This window comes from Brevibacterium sp. LAARM3_SD1, assembly GCF_057364765.1.
Window position 1 is genome coordinate 126,797 of the sequence record NZ_JBNFOL010000007.1, and the last position, 17,649, is coordinate 144,445.

Below are 17,649 nucleotides of genomic sequence, written 5' to 3' on the forward strand. Positions count from 1 at the left end.
CCCTCACCCCACGGGCCCCGGAAGTTCAAGCACTCGGGAATTGCGAAGCCGCCACCGGAGCACGCTGATGCCCAACCTGGTGCGGTTGTAGCCCGACAGCGGGTCGTAGCCGAGGCAGCGTTCGATCTGCTCGGCCCGGCTCTGCACCGTGCTGTGGTGCAGACCGAGGTCGCGGGCCGCCTGTCTGATCGTCGGTGCTTCGAGGAGCACGCGCACCGTGGACTCCGCCCATGGCGAGTCCATGATCTCGTCGATCAGCGGAGCGTCCGGATCGGTTGTGTCAGATGATTCGGCGAGCAGTTCGACGAGTCCACCGAAGTTTTCCGCCCGCACGAGCCCTTCCTCGGGCGGGCGGCTGAGCCGCAGTGCCACCACGGCTGCCCGCAGTGACCGCGGCAGTTCTCCGATCGACCCGGACGGCCCCAGTCCGGCCGGTGTCACGGCGATGTCCTCGGTGTCGTCGGTCACGATGACCACCTGCAGAGTGCCATGTTCGCTGGTGATGACATCGGTGGGACCGGCGGGTCGTTTCTCGAAGACGGCGAACAGCGGGGCCGCGAGGACTCGATATCGCGAACCAGGCGTCAACCCGAGGCGAACCGCGGCAGCACTCCGGTCTTCGGGCGTCGCGGCAGGATCGAGGGCGAGCGCCACGTCCCGCGGGGTCTCCAGCTGCTGCCGTTCGAGACCGAATCTCACGCCGATGGCCAGGCCGAATCTCTCAAGGATGAGTTCATCGTTGGGCAAGGCACCGTCCTCCCGCTCGAGCCAGACCTCGGAATCGTTCGGCAGGGACAGGGCGGCCACCTCGGCGGGTCGGTCTCCCGGAATCGAGACTCCGCCCGAGTCGACCCTCAGTTGCCTGCTCCCGTCCCCACTGCGAAAGCCGGCCGGGCAACCGGCCAGAGCCGCGGCCGCGGAGGCGAGGGCATGGGAATTGACCTCGCCGGCCATGAGTTCGTCGAAGCAGGCGATGACGCGCAGACCCAGGCTCGCCTCGGGATCGAGCTTGGCAATCCTGCCGAGCAGCTCCTGCACGTCACCACCTCCTCGTTCGTCCGTCGGTCGACGATTGGTAGTCCACGACTGTCGACCGACGGTCGCGATTCGCCTCAGTCGCGAATCAGCCTTTCAGAGCATCGTAGACTGCCGTCTCCATCTCGAGATACCCCCCGACGGATTCGGGGTCTGCGAAGGGGAAGATCTGTGTGGCCCAGTACCCGCCGATCTTGTTCTGTCGGTCGAACCAGTAGTAGAGGTTGGCAAGACCCGCCCATGCGGCGGCGCCGGCCGGGCGTCCGGTCGGGGCGTCCTCCTCGTTGATCATAAACGTGTATCCCCAGGTTTTCGGCATGCCGGGGAAGAATTCCGCATCGTTGGACAAGCTCGGGATGACTCCGGGCAGCAGTTTCACCCGAAGATCGCCGAGGTGGTTCTGCGTGGCCATGTCCACCGTTTCGGGGCGGAGGACGACGGTTCCGTCGTCGGCTGCTCCGTCGTTGAGCCACATCCTGATGAACTTCAGGTAGTCATCGACGGTTGAGAAGAGTCCGTGGCCGCCCATCTCCACCTCCGGTTCGGGCAGCATGAAGTCGGTCGCCGCGAGTTCGCCGTCGGTGCGCTGGTGCATCGTGGCCTGCCGCTCCTGCATCGACGCGGTCGGACGGAAGGTGCTGTCGTCCATGCCCAGCGGTTCGAGGACTCGGGTGCGCATCGCCTCACCCAGAGTCTTTCCGGTGATGCCTTCGATGACCTGGCCGACCCAATCCATGTTCGACCCGTACTCCCACTGGGTGCCGGGATCGAACAGCAGCGGAGTCTCCAACGCCTTCCTGGTCGCGGTGACGATGCTCGGCTGGCCGTGTTCGCGGGCGAGTCGTTCGTACTTCTCGTTGAAGAAGTCGTAGCCGAAGCCGGCGGTGTGCAGCAGCAGCTGTTTGGTGGTGGGTTCGCTGGCGGGTGCCCGAAGGATCGGTTCTCCACTGTCGACGAAGCCGTCGATGACCTGTACGTCGGCCAATCCTGGGGCATAGTCCTTCGCCGGGGCGTCGAGGTCGAGCTCTCCCGACTCCACCAGCTGCAGTGCCACGGTGCCGGTCAGGGCCTTCGTCGTGGAGAAGATCATGAACACGGAGTCCGTGGTCATCGGCTGCGGATCGTCGAGGGAGCGGACTCCTGCAGCAGTGAGACTGATGGTCTCCTTGTCGGTGGTCACTCCGGCGACGACGCCTGGGACGCCGCCGCTGTCGACAGTCTTCGTGGCCACGCGGACAACTGCGTCGTTGACAGCTGTGTTCTCAGACATGATGTTCCTTTCAGTCGGCCAGGAGCTTCTCGATCCAGGCCATTCGGGTGCTGATCATTCCTTGCGCAAGGTGTGTATGGGCGGCGAAGATGTCGAAGGCGTGGAAGCCTCCGGGCCACACGTGCAGCTCCGCTTCGCTGCCGTCGTTCCAGAGGGCCGAGGCGTAGGCGACGGCTTCGTCCCGGAAGATCTCGGCCGAGCCCACGTCGATGTACGCGGGCGGCAGATCGGTGAGGTCGTTGGCACGCGATGGTGCGATGTAGGGCGAGACCGCCTCGGTGCGGTAGTCATCGCCGAGCATCGCCTGCCATCCGGTTTCGTTGCTCACCCGATCCCAGACGCCGATGCCGTCGAACTGATGGGTCGACGGTGTGATGCCTCGGTCGTCGAGCATCGGGTAGATGAGCAGTTGGCCCTTGAGCTTCGGTCCGCGCCGGTCCCGGGCCGCCAGCGCCATTCCGGCGGCCAGTCCCCCTCCGGAGCTGGCTCCGGCGACGATGAGTCGGGCGCGGTCGACGCCGAGGGTGTCGGCGTTCTCTGCCGCCCACAGGAGCGCGGCGTACATGTCCTCACGCGCATAAGGGTCTTGGAACTCGGGCGCCAGGCGGTATTCGGGGCAGATGAGGATCGCACCGATTCTCTCGACCCAGTCGAGGTTGAGTCCGAGCGCGCTGAAGCGATCGCCGAACATCAATCCGCCGGAGTGGGCGTAGACGATCGTCGGTCGTCGTCCGGTGTCCCCGGATCGTCTGAAGACGGAGACGGTGATGTCCTCGCCGAGGTGGCCCGGCACCTGATATTCGGAATGTTCGACCCTTCGGCCGCTGAGGGTCTCCGCGAGCGGCTCCGAGGCGTACGAGACTCGCATGAAGTCGATGAGCGAAGGAGTGATGGTCGGCGGGAATACTCCGCCGATGACGGACAGACTCGCGGCGAGCTCCGCGTCGAATCGTGACCGTCGTTGTGTCATATCACCAAGTATGCCGACCCCGGCACCGTGGCACTACCGCCAGACCATCGTGCTTTTCGCGCACACACCCGACAGTTGTCGGGTGCACCTCACTTCACCCGATGAACCCCATCACCGACTCCTTGACCTGGAGGATCGCCAAGAATCCGAACAGTGCCAGGCACACGGCGAGCAGCACGTTCGACCACTTCGTGTTGCGCAGCTGAGCCGGCACGGATGAGCGATTGAGGATGACGAGCAGCGCCAGGGCGAGCACCGGCAGAATGAACGCGCTGATCGCTGCGTAGACGAGCACGAGGGTGACGGGTTTGCCGAGGCTCATGATGACCAACGTTGCGATCGAGAGGTAGACGAGGACGCCGCGGAACTCGATCGACTTCGCCGACATCTCATTGGCTGGCTCGTCCTGATGCGGGTAGCGGCGCAGCACGCGCAGGCAGTCGGCGGTGACGTAGGCGATGCCGGAGAACCCGCCGAGCACGCTCGTATACACCACGGCGAGGAAGCTGATGAGGAACACCAACCTGCCGGTCTGTCCGATCCGCCCCACGAGGTCATCGGCGATGGCGAACAGCGCATCATTGTCCGAAATCGTGAAGCCCTGCCCGTAGAGGATGAAGGCACCCACGGCACTCATCGCCACGGCGAAGACGAAGACGAGTCCGTAGCTGATGAACAGGTCGAGTCGGACGACCGGCTTCCAATCAGGTGTGCGCCACGCCTTCTCGCGGATCCAGAACGAGTAAGCGAGGATGCCGGTCGCTCCCCCGACTCCGCCGATGAGCGACATCACCGTGATGATCGAGGTGTTCGGGAACGTCGGCACGATCGTCACCGCGGCGACCTCCTGCGCGTCCTGACCCTGGAACACGGAGATCGCCAAGGCGAGGATGCCGAAGAACATGATGATTCCGAAGCCCATCATGGCCTTTTCCACGATTCCGTACCGGCCGATGCCGACAAGCGCCGCGGCGGAGAGGAGCACGACGATCGCGGTCGGCCAGAACGGCAGGACAGGGAAGATCGCCTGCAGAATCGTCGTCGTCACCGCGATGACACCGGCCCCGAAGAACAGTCCGACAAGCAGCTCTGCGATGAGGAACAGCACCGGGAACGTCCGTCCGCCGAACCGGGTGAGGTGGGAGATCAAAGACCGGTCACCACTCATCTGCAGCCGGGAAACCGCTTCGGAGAGAACGAATTTGAGGATGATGCCGACCGTGAACACCCAGATGAGCGCGAGCCCGTACTCGGCACCGGAGTTCATCGTCGTGATCATGTCCGAGGCCCCGACGCTGGCCAACGCCAGAACGATCCCCGGACCGATGAGGCGGAGCCGTCCGGTCAGTGAGGTCGGCGCCGAGGCGGCGTTCTTCGTCTGCGTCGTCGTTTCGGCGGACATAGGCGGGATGGGCTCCTTCACGTGGGTACGTCGACGGCGCCGCCGGAACCGTTGTCTCGGGGCATCGTTCGCTCAGGAGAGTATCGCCGAGGTCGTCACATTCCGGGACGGAAGTCTCAGCTCGTGGAATACTGTTGGTCCACGCTTCTGTGCTCGTTGTAGTCCATTCTAGTCGCCAGTTCTGGGACCGATCCGCAGCTTGCGCGCGTATATTCGAGGCATGTCTGAGCTGCTTGATGACGGGCCGTTCTTCCACGGCACCAAAGCGAAACTGAGTCCGGGCGATCTGCTCACCGCGGGGTATGCATCGAATTACCGCCCCGAGGTGGTCATGAACCACATCTATTTCACGGCGATCATCGACGGGGCAGGGCTCGCCGCCCAGGTCGCCGCCCTCGACGGAACGCCGCATGTCTACGAGGTCGAGCCCACCGGTGACTTCGAGGACGATCCCAACGTCACCGACAAGAAGTTCCCGGGCAATCCCACCCGGTCCTACAGAAGCACCGAACCGCTCAGGGTGATTCGCGAGGTCGACGGCTGGCCGCGTATGACCCCTGAGGAGCTGCAGACATGGCGGGACAAACTCGCGGCCCTTCTCGACGACGACAGCGCCGAGATCATCAACTGAGTCGCGGCTGCCAAAAACACAAAGCGTCCGGCTGCAACGACATGATGCTTCCTTCTGAGAGCCCGCAAAAACTCAGTCCTGCTTCGCTGCGAACACGGGGTGGTCGCTGGCGATCGAGATGCGGTTGAACGCGTTGATGAGGATCGTCGACCATTCGATCGCAGAGATCTGTTCGGTCGTCAGGTACTGCGCCACCTCAGCGGCGATCGCGTCCCGATCCTCCGTTTTGTCCAGCACGGTCAACGACTCGGCCAGGGTCAGCGCCGCGAACTCCTGATCAGTGAAGATCTCGGCCTCGTGCCAGCTCGGCAGCACATCGAGCTTGAGCTGGGAGACACCGGCCTTCCTTGCCGCCGGGGCATGGATGCTCAGGCAGGTGCGGCAGCCGTTGATCTGCGAGACCCGCGTATTCACGAGCTCGATGAGCCCGTCATCCAGGCCCGCAGCGCGTGACGCCTTCCGCGAGGCCGCGGCCGCCTGGGCCATCGCCTTGTAGTTCTCGGGGTGGATCTTGTCGATGAATGGTCGACTTGCGTTGCTCATACCCGCACTCACGCCCGTCGCTTGACGATGTCGAAATCGGCGCCCGTCGCATTGCGGAACTTACCACCTTGAGCCGCATAATCACCGCCGGACTCCTGCAGCTTCTTGACGAAGAGCGGGCAGACGGGCACGACGGTCACACCACGCTCACGGGAGTCATCGAGCGCCTCGGCGACGAGGAACTTCGACAGCCCGCGGCCGCCGAACTGCTCGTCGACGACCGTGTGATGGAAGATGCGTTCGGTCTCCGGGTCGGGACCGGGCAGGAAGAACGCGTGCCCGGCGACTGTCCCGTCGGCAACGGCGATGTCATAGGACTGACCGTCCTCGTTGAAGGTCACGGTCACCTCGGCGCCGGTTTTGTCTTCGAATGTCTTCGACATGGGTATTGCCCTTTCGCTCAGGACGGATGGTCCGGTCATCTGGTAGGACGAAAACTGACGCGGAGTTATTCCCCACACCTCACCGGTAGGGCTCGCCGGACCTCACCCTTTGGGTCCGCCCTGGACCTGCGGGGGCGGATTCCTCCGCGCTTTGATCGTGACGTCGGGCATCCTCGGTGCGGGGAGCCTGCCCATGCCATCGGCGTTCTGACCGGGCCCGCCCTTGCCGACGTATCCCTCGACGGCGCCGAAGCGATCGCCTTCGGCCTGCCATTCCTCACGGTACCTGGCGACCTCCTCGTGGGTGCGGCCGAGGAAATTCCACCACATGACGATCTCTTCGGTGAACGGTTCACCGCCGATGAGGATGAGCCGGCCGGGTTCGTCGCCGCGATTAGCGATGCGCAGTTCGTCGACGCCGATGCCCGTGTAGCCGATCGACGCGACCGGCAGATCGACGTTCTCCAGCACGATATCCCCCGAATCGACGAGGACGCCGTGCTCGAACCGCGGATCGACGGGCAGGTCGATGGTTGCGCCCGGATCGAGGCGGATCTCGGCGCCGAGCAGCGGGGTGTGCGTGTGCACCGGTGAGGATACTTCGCCGAGGCGGCCGAGGAAGACGAGCATCTCCCCGCCGTCTAGCGACACCGGCTCGGGTTCGAAATGCTCGAATTCGCGTTCGGGCTGGTGTCGGGTGGCATCGGGCAGAGCCAGCCACAGTTGGACGCCGTGCAGGGTCGTCGTGCCCTCGGTCGAGACTTCGGAATGGCAGATGCCTCGGCCTGCGGTCATAAGGTTGACCTCGCCGGGCAGGACGAGGCCCGCATTGCCGCCGGAATCGATGTGCTGGATGGCGCCTTCGAACAGCCAACTCACGGTCTGCAGACCCGTGTGCGGGTGAGGTGCGACGTCCATTCCGCCGGTGACGGAAACGTCCGCCGGGCCGTAGTGGTCGACGAAGCACCACGGGCCGATGAGGGAACGTTGACGCTGCGGCAGGGTCCGCCGCACGGTCATCGCTCGGGGTCCACCCAGCGGCACGTCGCGGGAGGTGATGATCTCGACTGGGGAACGTCCCTGCTGGTCGCAGGCGGACCCGGGCAGTCCCCCGGCCTTGCAGACGACCTGTTCGGGACGGGTCTCAACGTTGCTCATGGCCTCAGCCTAGCCTTCTTCGACAGGTGCGGGGAGGGGCGGCGGCAGGCCCCCTCGACCGCTGGCTGAGCTTTGTGAGTCAGCTACCCCACCGGGCAGATCCTGGACACGAGCTCGAAGATGTCATCCGCCTCGGCGTCGGTGACATCGGAGAATCCGGAGAAGATGATCTCCGCATTCGTCTCGGCCGCCTCGGCGCAGAGCTTCTGCCCCGCCTCGGTGAGGGCGACGAGTACCCCGCGGTGGTCTTCCGGGTCGGGCTCCTGGGTCACGAGCCCGCGCCCCTCGAGTTTGCCGAGCAGGCGGCTGAGCGCACTGCGGCTGATCACCAGACTGCGCAGCAGGTCGCGCTGCCTGACCTGCGCCGAAGTCGACGCGTTGATGAGCACATCGAATTCGTTGGCGCTGAGCCCATGTCGGGTCCGGAACTCGTATTCGAACCGCGTCATGAAGTCCTGATACTTCTCCATCATCAGGCGCCAGGCCGCGATCTTGATCGGGCCGTTCTGCCTGATCATGCTGCTGACGGGAGTCGTCTCTTCCATCTGCCTGTCTCTCCCTCACGAACTGCCATCCGATGTGTCGGCCGGCACTTTTGTTGCACCGTCAACAAAATCGTAGTTCAATGTTGTACCTGGCCTTGAGTTAACAGGCCACGTCGACGATCCCCTCGTCGAAGTACCGGAGCATCCCCCACGAACCCCCGGTGAGCACGGATGAAAACGGTCTCCCCACGACCCTTCATCACGCGCCGGGGGTATCGTATTGCCACCTGCGCCTGAAGCTGACCTCGCAGGCGAAACGCCTGCACCGAACGGCGAAGCGGCGCTCGGCCCAGCGGTCGGTTCAGATCTCCCGCAGATGCAGCCTCCCCTGACGTCTGGCCATGAACATCGCCACGCCGATTGCGGCGAGTGCCGCGACTGCGCCGATGAGGTCGAGCACATAGTCGGGAGTGACCAGACCGATCGCTCCGAGCGCCAGTACGATGCGCAGCCAGATCGGCAGCGGAACGAACAGGTGCCCTTCGGCAGCGACCGCGAGCAGCGCGACCCCGATGAGCAGAATGACTGCGGCCCTCACCGTGTCCGCCGCGGTGCCGTCAAGCATGAGCAGCTCGGGTTGATAGACGAAGACGAAGGGCACGATGATCCCGCCGAGCGCCAGACGCATCGCGAGGAAACCTGTCCGCATCGGACTGCCGCCCGAGAGGCCGGCCGCCGCGAAGGCTGCCAGTGCCACTGGCGGGGTGATATTGGCGAAGAGCCCGAAGTAGAAGACGAAGAGATGCGCAGCCAGGGGCGCAACGTCGAGCTGGACAAGTGCGGGTGCTGCCATCGTGGCGACGATGATGTATGCCGGAATCGACGGCAAGCCCATTCCGAGGATGATGCAGGCGACGGCGGTCATCAGGAGGGTCGGCAGGAGGAGACCACCGCCGATGGTGACGATGGTCCCGGCCAGCTTGACGCCGAAGCCGGTCTGCGTGGCGACGCCGACAATGATGCCCACACAGGCACAGGCCACCGCCACGGACACCGCGGTCAGCGCCCCGTCGCGCAGGGCGTGGACGATGTCGAGCAGCGACATCCGGGTGCTCTTGCGCACCATCGCCGCCGCGATCGTGACGAAGATCGTCGTCACTGCGGCGAAGAGGATCGTCGTCCCGGAGAAGAAGAGCATGTAGAGCAGGAACAGCAGCGGCAGCAGCAGGTGCCCCCGTTCCTTGATCACGTCCATCACTGCCGGCAGGTTCTCTCTGCTGATGCCGCGCAGCCCCTGACTCGTGGCACGCAGGTGGACCTGGATGAGGATGCCGAGGTAGTAGAGCACGGCCGGGATGATGGCGACGAGGACGATCTGCGTGTACGGAATTCCGAGAGTCTCGGCCATGATGAAAGCCGCAGCGCCCATGATCGGCGGCATGATCTGACCACCCACCGAGGCGGCCGATTCGACAGCACCGGCGAAGTTGCGCTGGTACCCCACCCGTTTCATCATCGGGATCGTGAAGGCGCCGGTGGTGACGACATTGGCGATCGCCGAGCCGTTGATCGACCCGAGGAATCCGGAGGCAAGCACCGCGACCTTCGCCGGACCGCCGCGCGCCTGTCCGGCCAGGGCCATGGCGATGTCATTGAAGAACTGCCCCATCCCCGACTTCTGCAGGATGGCGCCGAAGAGGATGAACAGGAAGATGTAGGTCGAGGACACGCCGATGGCCGTGGAGAAGATGCCTTCGGTGGACTCGTACATGAAGGTCACGATCCGGTCGAGGTCATAGCCGCGGTGTCGGAAGAGTCCGGGCATCGACCGGCCGTAATAGTCGTAGACGATGAAGAGCACGGCGAGGATCGGCAGGATCAGACCGGTGACCCGTCGAGCGGCCTCGAGGACGAGGACGAGACAGATGACGGAGAAGACGACGTCGATGGTCTCGAATCGGCCGCCGCTGACGGTCAGGCGATCGAAGACCACGGCGAGGTAGACGGCGATGGCGATGGAGCCGGCGATGCACAGCCAATCGAACCACGGCGGGGTCGATCGCGTCTCGCGGAGGCGGAAGCGCTGAACGGCAAAGCAGAGGACGAGGATCGCGCCGACGTGGATGCCGCGATGAACCAGGGTCGGCGGCCCTCCGAAGAGGGCGTAGTAGATCTGGTAGAGGGAGAGGCCGACAGCGAATACGGTCAGCGGCAGCGCCCACTTCGTTGACCAGATGTCGCGTGTGCGCGATTCGCGATCGTACTTCTCCACCGTTTCGATCGACTCCGGGGGCGGAGCATCGGTGGGCAATGAGTTCGTCATAGTATTCAGTCTCCGATCAGGATCATCTCGGCGCGGACATGGTGGCCGATCTCCCGAGTCGGCAGCAGGAGTTCGCCGTTGAAGTAGATCCGGTGGTGGACGCGGTGTGAGTGGATCCAGCGCACTGCGGGGAAGCGCTCATCGAGGCCGCAGAGCCGGACCATGTCGCCGTCGAGCTCGGTCTGCGGGGCCTCGAACGGGGTACCCGCACCCATCAGCGACAGTTCGGTGCAGTCGAGGACGAGCTCGTCGCCGTCGGCCCGGTAGTACTCCCACCAGGGGGTCTTGTCGACCGAGTGCATCCACGTCATCGCCACCTCGTCGTCGCCGTCGATGGGCACCGACCGATACACCTGGTCACCCGGTTCCTGCTGTCGGATGACCAGCCGCCTCGGTGCGGGACCGGACATCGACGTCGGAACGGCGATGCCCAGCCCCACCGTGGTGGCGAGCGTAAGAGCCGCCCGGCGGGTCAGGCTCGAAATGGCTCAGCCCTGTTCGTCGAAGTACTTCTTCGCGCCGGGGGCGAGTTCGCTCACGGGCACGTCCTGCGCGTTGTCCACGGTGATGTCCTTCGCCGCGCTGTGCGAGCTCTGGACCTTGTCGATGTTGTCGAACAGGGTCTTCGTGATGTCATAGACGGCGTCCTCGCTGAGCGAGGGGCTGACCACAAGGAGGTTGGGGATCGTCAGGGTCTGCGCGGCTTCGCTGTCGCCGTAGGTCCCGGCTGGGACCTCGCCTTCGCCGAAGTAGTCGTATTCGGACAGCAGCTTCTCCCGTCCGTCGCCGGTGAATGGGACAACCTTGACGTCGTCGCTGGTCGCGAGGTCGGTGACCGCAGAGTTCGGCAGACCGCTGGTGACGAATGCGGCGTCGAGCTGACCGTTGCGCATCTGGTCGATCGCCTCGGCGTAGGGCAGGTAGTCGGCGCTGAAGTCGTCGTAGCTGAGCCCGTAGGCGTCGACGACGGTGCGGGCGTTGAGTTCGACGCCGGAGTTCTGATCGCCGACGGAGACCGACTTGCCCTTGATGTCCTCGATCGAGTCGATGCCCGAGCCTTCGATGGTCACAAGCTGGACGTACTGGTCGTAGAGGTTGGCGACGACGGGCAGGGAGTCGATCTGTTTGCCCTCGAACGCACCTTCCCCTGCCAGGGCCTGGTCGACCGCGTCGCCCTGGGTGAAGGCGAGTTCCGCTCCACCGTCCTGGATGAGGGTGAGGTTCTCCACCGAGGCGCCCGTCGACTGCACGGAGGTGTCGGCGCCGAGTTCGTCGGCGAGGATCTCCGACATCGTGGCTCCGACCTGGTAGTACACGCCCGAGGAGCCGCCGGTGGCGATCGTGATGAAGTCGGCGCTCTGTTCGCCTTCCTCACCGCCTCCACCTCCGCCGCCTCCGCAGGCGGTGGCGAGCAGTGTCAGGGCCGCGATTCCGGCGGCTGCGGCGAGGGTGCGGGGTCGGCGAAGAGTGCGCGTCATTGTGTTCTCCTTCGAAACCTGATGATCAGGTGAGTGTTGCGTGAGCAATACCTACGTACTGCACCCTAGAGGAACACCGTGACCATCGCCACAGCCGACCACTGCGCAGGACGGATTGTGATCAATCCGTTTTCCACCGCCGAGGCGGTCCGACGTTCGCTGCCAGACCGCAGGGATCCCGCCGGCCGCGACGGATGCCGTCCCCCGCCGAGGCGGTCCGACGCTCAGTCCCGCGGGATCCGTTTCCGCCACGGCCACCACACGGCTCGTCCGATGTCGTGGACGAGGGCCGGGACGACGAGAGAACGCACGAGGATCGCGTCGAGGAGGACGCCGAAGGTGACGATGAAGGCGAGCTGGACGAGGAACATCACCGGGATGACGGCGAGAGCGGCGAAGGTCGCCGCGAGCACGATCCCCGCCGAGGTGATCACCCCGCCCGTGGCGACGAGCCCGGAGAGCACTCCCCGCCGGGTGCCCAGGTGCAGAGACTCCTCGCGCACCCGGGACATGAGGAAGATGTTGTAGTCGATGCCCAGCGCCACGAGGAAGACGAACGCGTACAGCGGCACCGAGGGGTCGGCGCCGTCGAAGCCGATGAGGTGGTTGAAGACCAGCGCCGAGACCCCGAGCGCCGTACCGAAGGACAGCACCGTCAGCGCCACGAGCAGGAGCGGGGCCAGCAGCGAGCGCAGCAGGAGGATGAGGATGACGGTGATGACGAGGAGGATGAGCGGGATCGCCAGGGTCCGGTCCGCCTCGGCGGTGGTGTTCGTGTCGAGGTCGACGGCGGTCTCGCCGCCGACGAGGGCCCCGGCGTCGATGTCGTGGACGGCCTCGCGGATGTCGGTCACGGTGGTCTCGGCGGCCAGGGAGTCGGCAGCGTCGGTGAGCGTGGCCTCGAGGAGGACGGCACCGTCGACCTCGGTGGGTGCGGGGGTGGCCTGAGACCCCGAGGAGGCCTGCGGCTGGCCGCCGCGGGGGGCTTCGAGTTCGCCGTCGGCGTTGATGGCCAGGGTTCCGCTCGGGGAGTCCACGGCGGTGACCGACAGGGATTCGACCCCGTCGAGGTCGCCGATGGCCCGTGCGGCGTCTTCGAGGTCGTCGGCGGCGACGACGATCTGCGTCGGTGAGCCGGAGCCTCCGGGGAAGTGCTCGGCGAGCACGTCCTGACCGTCGCGGGCCTCGGACTGGCCGAGGACGAATTCGGACTGGGCGACTCCGGAGGCCTTGAACTGCGGGGCGGCGAGCAGCGGCAGCGCGAGGACGATGACGAGTCCGATCCAGATCGTGCGCGGACGCTTCGCGACCGCCTCGGCGATTCTCGCCCACAGCCCGCGTTTGGTCGGATTCGACGGACGCGGCGGGAAGGGCCAGAAGACGGCGCGGCCGATGGTCATGAGTGCGGCGGGCAGGAACGTCAGTGCCGCGAGCATCGCCACAACGATGCCGATCGCCGCGACCGGGCCGAGTGCGCGCGTCGACGCGAGGTCGGTGAGCAGGAGGACCAGGAGGCCGGCGATGACGGTGCCTCCGGAGGCCGCGATCGGTTCGAGCACACCCTTGAGGGCGCTCAGTCCCGCACGGACACGGTCGGGTTCGGTACGCAGGGCGTCGCGGAAGCGCGCGACGACGAGGAGGGAGTAGTCGGTGGTGGCACCGACGACGAGGATGAAGAGGATCCCCTGGACCTGCCCGTTGATGAGGAGGATGCCGGCATCGGCGAGGTGCCAGATGACGAAGATCGAGGCGGACAGAGCGGCCAGGGAGGTGAAGAGGACGATGATCGGCAGCAGCGGCGAGCGGTAGACGATGACGAGGATGACGAAGACGGCGATGAGCGCGACGAGCAGCAGGATCCCGTCGATGCCGGCGAAGGCTTCGGTGAGGTCGGCGGCGAACCCGGCCGGTCCGGTGACATAGACGTCCGCGACCGTGGTGGGGGTGGCGACGTTGCCGGACTCATCCGGCGTCGCATCGGCGGCATTCGCGGTCGGGAAGGTGTTGGCGATGACGTCTCTGATCTTCTCGACGTCATCGGCGGTGGTGTCGGAGGAGACGGGGAGGATGAGTTGGAGGGCGTCGCCGTCGTCCGAGGGGATGACCGGTGAGGCGTCGGCGGCAAGCAGACCGTCGTCGTCGAGTTCCTTCGCCATATCGTCGAGGGCCACGGAGTCGTCGTCGGTGAGGCCGTCCGTGTTCTCGAGAACGACGATGGCCGGAACGTAGTCGAGGTCGCTGAACTTCTCGATCTGCTCCTGAGCGCGCGTGGACTCCGCGGATTCGGGAAGGAAGGACGAGCGGTCGTTCGTGGCGACCTCGGAGATCTTGCCGAAATACGGGCCCCCGACACCGGAGATGCCGACCCACGCGATGAGGAGGACGGCACAGAGAGCCAGCAGTGCCCCACGTCCGCGGACGGGACCTGTGGGGTGCGGTTTGGGCGCGGCAGCTGTGTCGGCGCCGTTTACGTCGTCACCGGCGGGACCCCCTCGGCGAGGGTCGGGGTTCGGCGGCGTCGAGGTCAGAAGGTGACGGGGCATGGTCTCAGGTTACGCGTGTTCGGCCGTATCGAGGCATTGCAGAGCGAGGACGATCTCCGCCGCGGCCCGTGGATCGGTGAGGCGTGCGCCCAATACCTTCTCGATCTGCCCGATTCGATAACGCACAGTGTTCTCGTGCACATGCAGCCGAGCGGCAGCCTCAGAAATGTTTCCGCCGCTGTCCACGTATGTGCGCAGTGTGGTGGAAGTTTCGGGCTTGGTCACTATCGGGTTGAGGAAAGCAGCGACGAGCCGACGGTCGAAACGCGAGCTCATGCGCGCCGCGGCCCATTCGATCGGGCGCATTCGGTCGACGAACGCGAACTTCGTACCTCGCACTGAGCCGAGTGCCACATTCGCCGTCTGCAGCATCTCCGGCACCTGGCTCAGTGCAGTGAAGAGACCAGATACTCCGACGCCGAGAAGACCTGGAGTATCCAGGCGGCCCTCGATATCGAAGTCCCCCGAGCACACCACGGTCTGGTCGATCGCCGATGCTCCATACCCAGATTCCCTGATGACGAGTCCGCCTCCAGGAGGCAGAGCCGGTCGCGCTGACTCGGAGTCCGCAGTGTCGAGACGAATCCGCACGGCTCGAATCGGCTCGTAGGCGACGAATCCGAAGCTCTCGAGGAGCCGCCACAGCGCCGGTTCACGTCCCGGTGAGACTCCAGCTTCCAGATCCCGCAGAACTCGGACCGATTCCTCCCGCCGATTGCTGATCGAGAACGATTCGAAGCCCTCGAAAGCCCGCAATAACTTGGACAAGACGTCGAGGATCCGCCCACCGGCTGCGCCGTCCTCTCTTTCCACCAACTCATCATCGTGCACTGCGACGACAATGATGTGGTTACGACTGCGAAGACGAACGGCCTGAGCGTGAACGTGCCAGCGTCCGATTGTTGCTGCCTTCGGTTCGCCCCACCGTGCACTGTCAGCGTCCGTGACGACTTCATCGTGTATCCACTGAGAGATGAGATGAGTCGGCGCCGAACCGACCGATCGGACGACCTCTCCGAGCTCGTTGACGACGAGTCCCGCACCTCTGCAGATTCTCGCGGCACGCAGAAGGGTCGACTCGAGGGGATCTGCGGAGTTGAGACCGCTCATCAGCTCGTCGAAGATCTGCTCTCGGGTCAGCGAATTTCGGTTCGAACACATCTGCGTCTCTCCTTGGCGTCGCCATTGCCGACACACCGGCGGGCCGGCTTCCAGCAACGATGATGAGCTTTTGTGATTTTCACAAATCCTACTGATTCTTCCTTCGTCTGCTCCATTGACCTGCCAGTGCGCCGAAAGCCAGTCTATGGAGAACACCTCAATCAAAGGAGATGACCGTGGCAGATCTACGCGTCGCAGTCGACGTCGGCGGAACGTTCACCGACATCTGCGTTTTCGACGAATCCACCCAGAAGATGAGGGTGACGAAAGTACCTTCGACTCCGGACAACCCGATGGAGGCCGTTCTCAACGGAGTGAAGCGAGCGAACATCGACCTCAGTCAGGTTGAACTCTTCTCGCACGGAACGACCGTGGCGACCAACGCGCTCATCACTCGTAGATTTCCCAAATCGGCGATGGTGACGACCAAAGGATTCCGCGATGTCATCGAGATCCGTGATGGCACGAAGGACGACCTGTGGGACGCGTACTCAGACGTCTCCGGTCCATACATTCGTCGCCGCGATCGATTCGAAGTCACAGAACGCGTCGACTACGCCGGCAATATCGTCACCGAACTCGATGAAGATGAGGCCCGGAAGCTCGGGCGGCTGCTGAAGAAGCGCGGAGCGACGACCATCGCCGTCTGCTTCGTCAATTCTTATGCGAACTCCGCAAATGAGATCCGGATGCGAGAGATCCTCGCCGAGGAGCTGCCCGAGGCCAGCATCTCGACGTCGGCGGAAGTGCTGCCGGAGATCTTTGAGCACAACCGATTCAACACGACGGTTGCCAATGCCGTGCTCGGACCGCTGGTGTCCGGCTACGTCGAGCAGCTCGACAGCAGCCTGACCGACGACGGCTATGCCGGAGAACTGCTGCTGCTCCACTCCGGAGGCGGTTCGATGACATCGGAAATGGTCAAGAAATTTCCTGTCAGACTGGCGGCTTCGGGGATCGCCGCAGGAGCCATAGCCGCCCAGCACGTCGCCGAGCAGTGTGGGTACGACAATGCTGTCGGACTGGACATGGGCGGCACCTCGACAGACATCTCGCTCATCGCAGATGGTGAGCTGCGGGAGACGAACGAGTGGGAAGTCGAATACGGTCACCCCATCGTCTTCCCCAGCATCGAGGTGCTCACAATCGGAGCAGGCGGAGGATCGCTGGCACACATCGACATTGCCGGCTCACTGCGAAACGGCCCTCAGTCAGCGGGTGCCGACCCGGGTCCTGTCTGCTATCGACGAGGCGGGGAGGAACCGACGAACACAGATGCGAACCTCTGGCTCAACCGGCTGGGCACCGATCTCGCTGACGGCGAGATGACTCTGGACCGCGACAGCTCTCAGGCGGCAATCAAGGAGAAGATCGCCGACCCGCTCGGGCTCGACATCGACACCGCAGCCGAATCCATCGTCAAGGTCGCTAATGCAAACATGGCCGATGCGGTCCGTCTCGTGTCCATCCGCCGAGGCCTCGATCCGCGAGATTTCGCGCTCATCGCCTTCGGCGGAGCGGGCGCCCTGCACGGAGCGGATGTGGCTCGCGAACTCAACATCCCCTCGGTCATCGTCCCGCCCAGCCCGGGAGTCACCTCGGCGCTGGGATGCCTCCTCGTCGACATTCAGCACGACCTGTCGCAGATGTTCACCGGCGTCGCGGACTCCGCTGATGCCGAATCCGTCGAACAGCACTTCCGTGAGCTCGAGCTCGAAGGTCGAGATCGGCTGCGACATGAGAAGGTCCCTGACGAAGACGCGGTCTTCGAACGCGGGATCTCGATGCGCTATCACGGCCAGTGGAGGTCTTTGCAGGTGAAGATGGGATCGGGACCGAACGCTCTGCGCGAGGCCGTCCAGCTCTTCCACGAGGAACACGAGAAACAGTACGCCTTCCGGCAGGACGACACCCCCGTCGAGATCTATCAGCTGCATCTCAAAGCGCTCGGCAGAACGCCGAAACCGACCTTCAAACCGACTCCGGTCAGCAGCAAGGAGCCCGGAGAGCCGATCGAGGTCCGCGATGTCTACTTCGACGGTCAGTGGCATGCGACGCCGGTCTACCAGCGCGAGAACCTGCCGTCGGGCGCGGCGTTCATCGGACCGGCGATTCTCAACCAGATCGATTCGACGACTGTCATCCCGCCGAATTCCTCGGCTGTGATCGACGAATGGTTCAACATCCGCATCGCACTGAACTCCGAGGCAGGCGAGCCGGCGCTGGCTTCCGCCTCCGAGAAAACGACACAGAACGGCCTGTGAGGA

The 17,649-nt window shown here is 64.6% G+C and carries 15 protein-coding genes; 2 read left to right on the top strand and 13 right to left on the bottom strand.

Annotated elements, in window-relative coordinates; translation table 11 throughout:
* Positions 1-3 precede the first annotated feature (3 nt).
* From AC2W7L_RS06215 to AC2W7L_RS06230, 4 genes are all read right to left on the bottom strand, one after another.
* Entirely contained in the window at positions 4-1,038 is a 1,035-nt protein-coding gene (locus AC2W7L_RS06215) for a helix-turn-helix domain-containing protein (RefSeq protein WP_486003726.1), read from the bottom strand.
* Positions 1,039-1,123: 85 nt separating this feature from the next.
* Positions 1,124-2,305 carry a methyl acetate hydrolase AcmB gene (gene acmB, locus AC2W7L_RS06220; protein ID WP_486003727.1) on the bottom strand — a complete coding sequence of 394 codons (1,182 nt, stop codon included), beginning with the start codon at positions 2,303-2,305 and terminating at the stop codon, positions 1,124-1,126.
* A gap of 10 nt (positions 2,306-2,315) precedes the next feature.
* Positions 2,316-3,275, bottom strand: a complete 960-nt coding sequence (locus AC2W7L_RS06225) for an alpha/beta hydrolase (RefSeq protein ID WP_486003728.1) — start codon at positions 3,273-3,275, stop codon at positions 2,316-2,318.
* A 94-nt stretch (positions 3,276-3,369) separates the two neighbouring features.
* Complete coding sequence (locus AC2W7L_RS06230; protein ID WP_486003729.1) at positions 3,370-4,677, bottom strand: Nramp family divalent metal transporter; 1,308 nt, start codon at positions 4,675-4,677, stop codon at positions 3,370-3,372.
* Between the two features lie 220 nt (positions 4,678-4,897).
* Between AC2W7L_RS06230 and arr the strand changes: the two genes are divergently transcribed.
* On the top strand, positions 4,898-5,308 hold the full coding sequence (gene arr, locus AC2W7L_RS06235; RefSeq protein ID WP_369865699.1) for an NAD(+)--rifampin ADP-ribosyltransferase: 411 nt from the start codon (positions 4,898-4,900) through the stop codon (positions 5,306-5,308).
* 72 nt (positions 5,309-5,380) lie between these two features.
* Here the strand turns inward: arr and AC2W7L_RS06240 are convergent, their stop codons facing one another.
* The 9 genes from AC2W7L_RS06240 to AC2W7L_RS06280 form a co-directional block, all read right to left on the bottom strand.
* Positions 5,381-5,851: a carboxymuconolactone decarboxylase family protein gene (locus tag AC2W7L_RS06240; protein ID WP_486003730.1), complete on the bottom strand. Its 471-nt coding sequence runs from the start codon at positions 5,849-5,851 to the stop codon at positions 5,381-5,383.
* Between the two features lie 8 nt (positions 5,852-5,859).
* Positions 5,860-6,234 carry a GNAT family N-acetyltransferase gene (locus AC2W7L_RS06245; protein ID WP_486003731.1) on the bottom strand — a complete coding sequence of 125 codons (375 nt, stop codon included), beginning with the start codon at positions 6,232-6,234 and terminating at the stop codon, positions 5,860-5,862.
* 102 nt (positions 6,235-6,336) lie between these two features.
* Positions 6,337-7,392, bottom strand: coding sequence for a pirin family protein (locus AC2W7L_RS06250; protein ID WP_486003732.1), 1,056 nt, complete (start codon positions 7,390-7,392; stop codon positions 6,337-6,339).
* A gap of 83 nt (positions 7,393-7,475) precedes the next feature.
* Positions 7,476-7,937 (bottom strand): MarR family winged helix-turn-helix transcriptional regulator, encoded by a 462-nt coding sequence (locus AC2W7L_RS06255; RefSeq protein WP_486003733.1) that lies wholly within the window; start codon positions 7,935-7,937, stop codon positions 7,476-7,478.
* A gap of 301 nt (positions 7,938-8,238) precedes the next feature.
* On the bottom strand, positions 8,239-10,200 hold the full coding sequence (locus AC2W7L_RS06260) for a TRAP transporter permease (protein ID WP_486003734.1): 1,962 nt from the start codon (positions 10,198-10,200) through the stop codon (positions 8,239-8,241).
* Positions 10,201-10,205: 5 nt separating this feature from the next.
* A complete protein-coding gene (locus AC2W7L_RS06265; protein WP_486003735.1) occupies positions 10,206-10,640 on the bottom strand; it encodes a DUF1850 domain-containing protein in 435 nt (144 codons plus the stop codon).
* Between the two features lie 48 nt (positions 10,641-10,688).
* Positions 10,689-11,678, bottom strand: a complete 990-nt coding sequence (locus AC2W7L_RS06270; RefSeq protein WP_486003736.1) for a TAXI family TRAP transporter solute-binding subunit — start codon at positions 11,676-11,678, stop codon at positions 10,689-10,691.
* A 224-nt stretch (positions 11,679-11,902) separates the two neighbouring features.
* Positions 11,903-14,221, bottom strand: coding sequence for an MMPL family transporter (locus AC2W7L_RS06275; protein ID WP_486003737.1), 2,319 nt, complete (start codon positions 14,219-14,221; stop codon positions 11,903-11,905).
* Positions 14,222-14,230: 9 nt separating this feature from the next.
* On the bottom strand, positions 14,231-15,382 hold the full coding sequence (locus AC2W7L_RS06280; protein ID WP_486003738.1) for a PucR family transcriptional regulator: 1,152 nt from the start codon (positions 15,380-15,382) through the stop codon (positions 14,231-14,233).
* A gap of 176 nt (positions 15,383-15,558) precedes the next feature.
* Here AC2W7L_RS06280 and AC2W7L_RS06285 point away from each other — a divergent pair, with 176 nt between their 5' ends.
* Complete coding sequence (locus tag AC2W7L_RS06285) at positions 15,559-17,646, top strand: hydantoinase/oxoprolinase family protein (RefSeq protein WP_486003739.1); 2,088 nt, start codon at positions 15,559-15,561, stop codon at positions 17,644-17,646.
* Positions 17,647-17,649: the final 3 nt, after the last annotated feature.

Excerpts from the sequence above, each read along its gene's own strand:
- AC2W7L_RS06240 (WP_486003730.1), bottom strand. The coding sequence starts at position 5,851 with ATGAGCAACGCAAGTCGACCATTCATCGACAAGATCCACCCCGAGAAC.
- AC2W7L_RS06255 (WP_486003733.1), bottom strand. The coding sequence starts at position 7,937 with ATGGAAGAGACGACTCCCGTCAGCAGCATGATCAGGCAGAACGGCCCG.
- AC2W7L_RS06245 (WP_486003731.1), bottom strand. The coding sequence starts at position 6,234 with ATGTCGAAGACATTCGAAGACAAAACCGGCGCCGAGGTGACCGTGACC.
- AC2W7L_RS06225 (WP_486003728.1), bottom strand. The coding sequence starts at position 3,275 with ATGACACAACGACGGTCACGATTCGACGCGGAGCTCGCCGCGAGTCTG.
- AC2W7L_RS06250 (WP_486003732.1), bottom strand. The coding sequence starts at position 7,392 with ATGAGCAACGTTGAGACCCGTCCCGAACAGGTCGTCTGCAAGGCCGGG.
- AC2W7L_RS06230 (WP_486003729.1), bottom strand. The coding sequence starts at position 4,677 with ATGTCCGCCGAAACGACGACGCAGACGAAGAACGCCGCCTCGGCGCCG.
- arr (WP_369865699.1), top strand. The coding sequence starts at position 4,898 with ATGTCTGAGCTGCTTGATGACGGGCCGTTCTTCCACGGCACCAAAGCG.
- AC2W7L_RS06280 (WP_486003738.1), bottom strand. The coding sequence starts at position 15,382 with ATGTGTTCGAACCGAAATTCGCTGACCCGAGAGCAGATCTTCGACGAG.
- acmB (WP_486003727.1), bottom strand. The coding sequence starts at position 2,305 with ATGTCTGAGAACACAGCTGTCAACGACGCAGTTGTCCGCGTGGCCACG.
- AC2W7L_RS06275 (WP_486003737.1), bottom strand. The coding sequence starts at position 14,221 with ATGCCCCGTCACCTTCTGACCTCGACGCCGCCGAACCCCGACCCTCGC.
- AC2W7L_RS06270 (WP_486003736.1), bottom strand. The coding sequence starts at position 11,678 with ATGACGCGCACTCTTCGCCGACCCCGCACCCTCGCCGCAGCCGCCGGA.
- AC2W7L_RS06260 (WP_486003734.1), bottom strand. The coding sequence starts at position 10,200 with ATGACGAACTCATTGCCCACCGATGCTCCGCCCCCGGAGTCGATCGAA.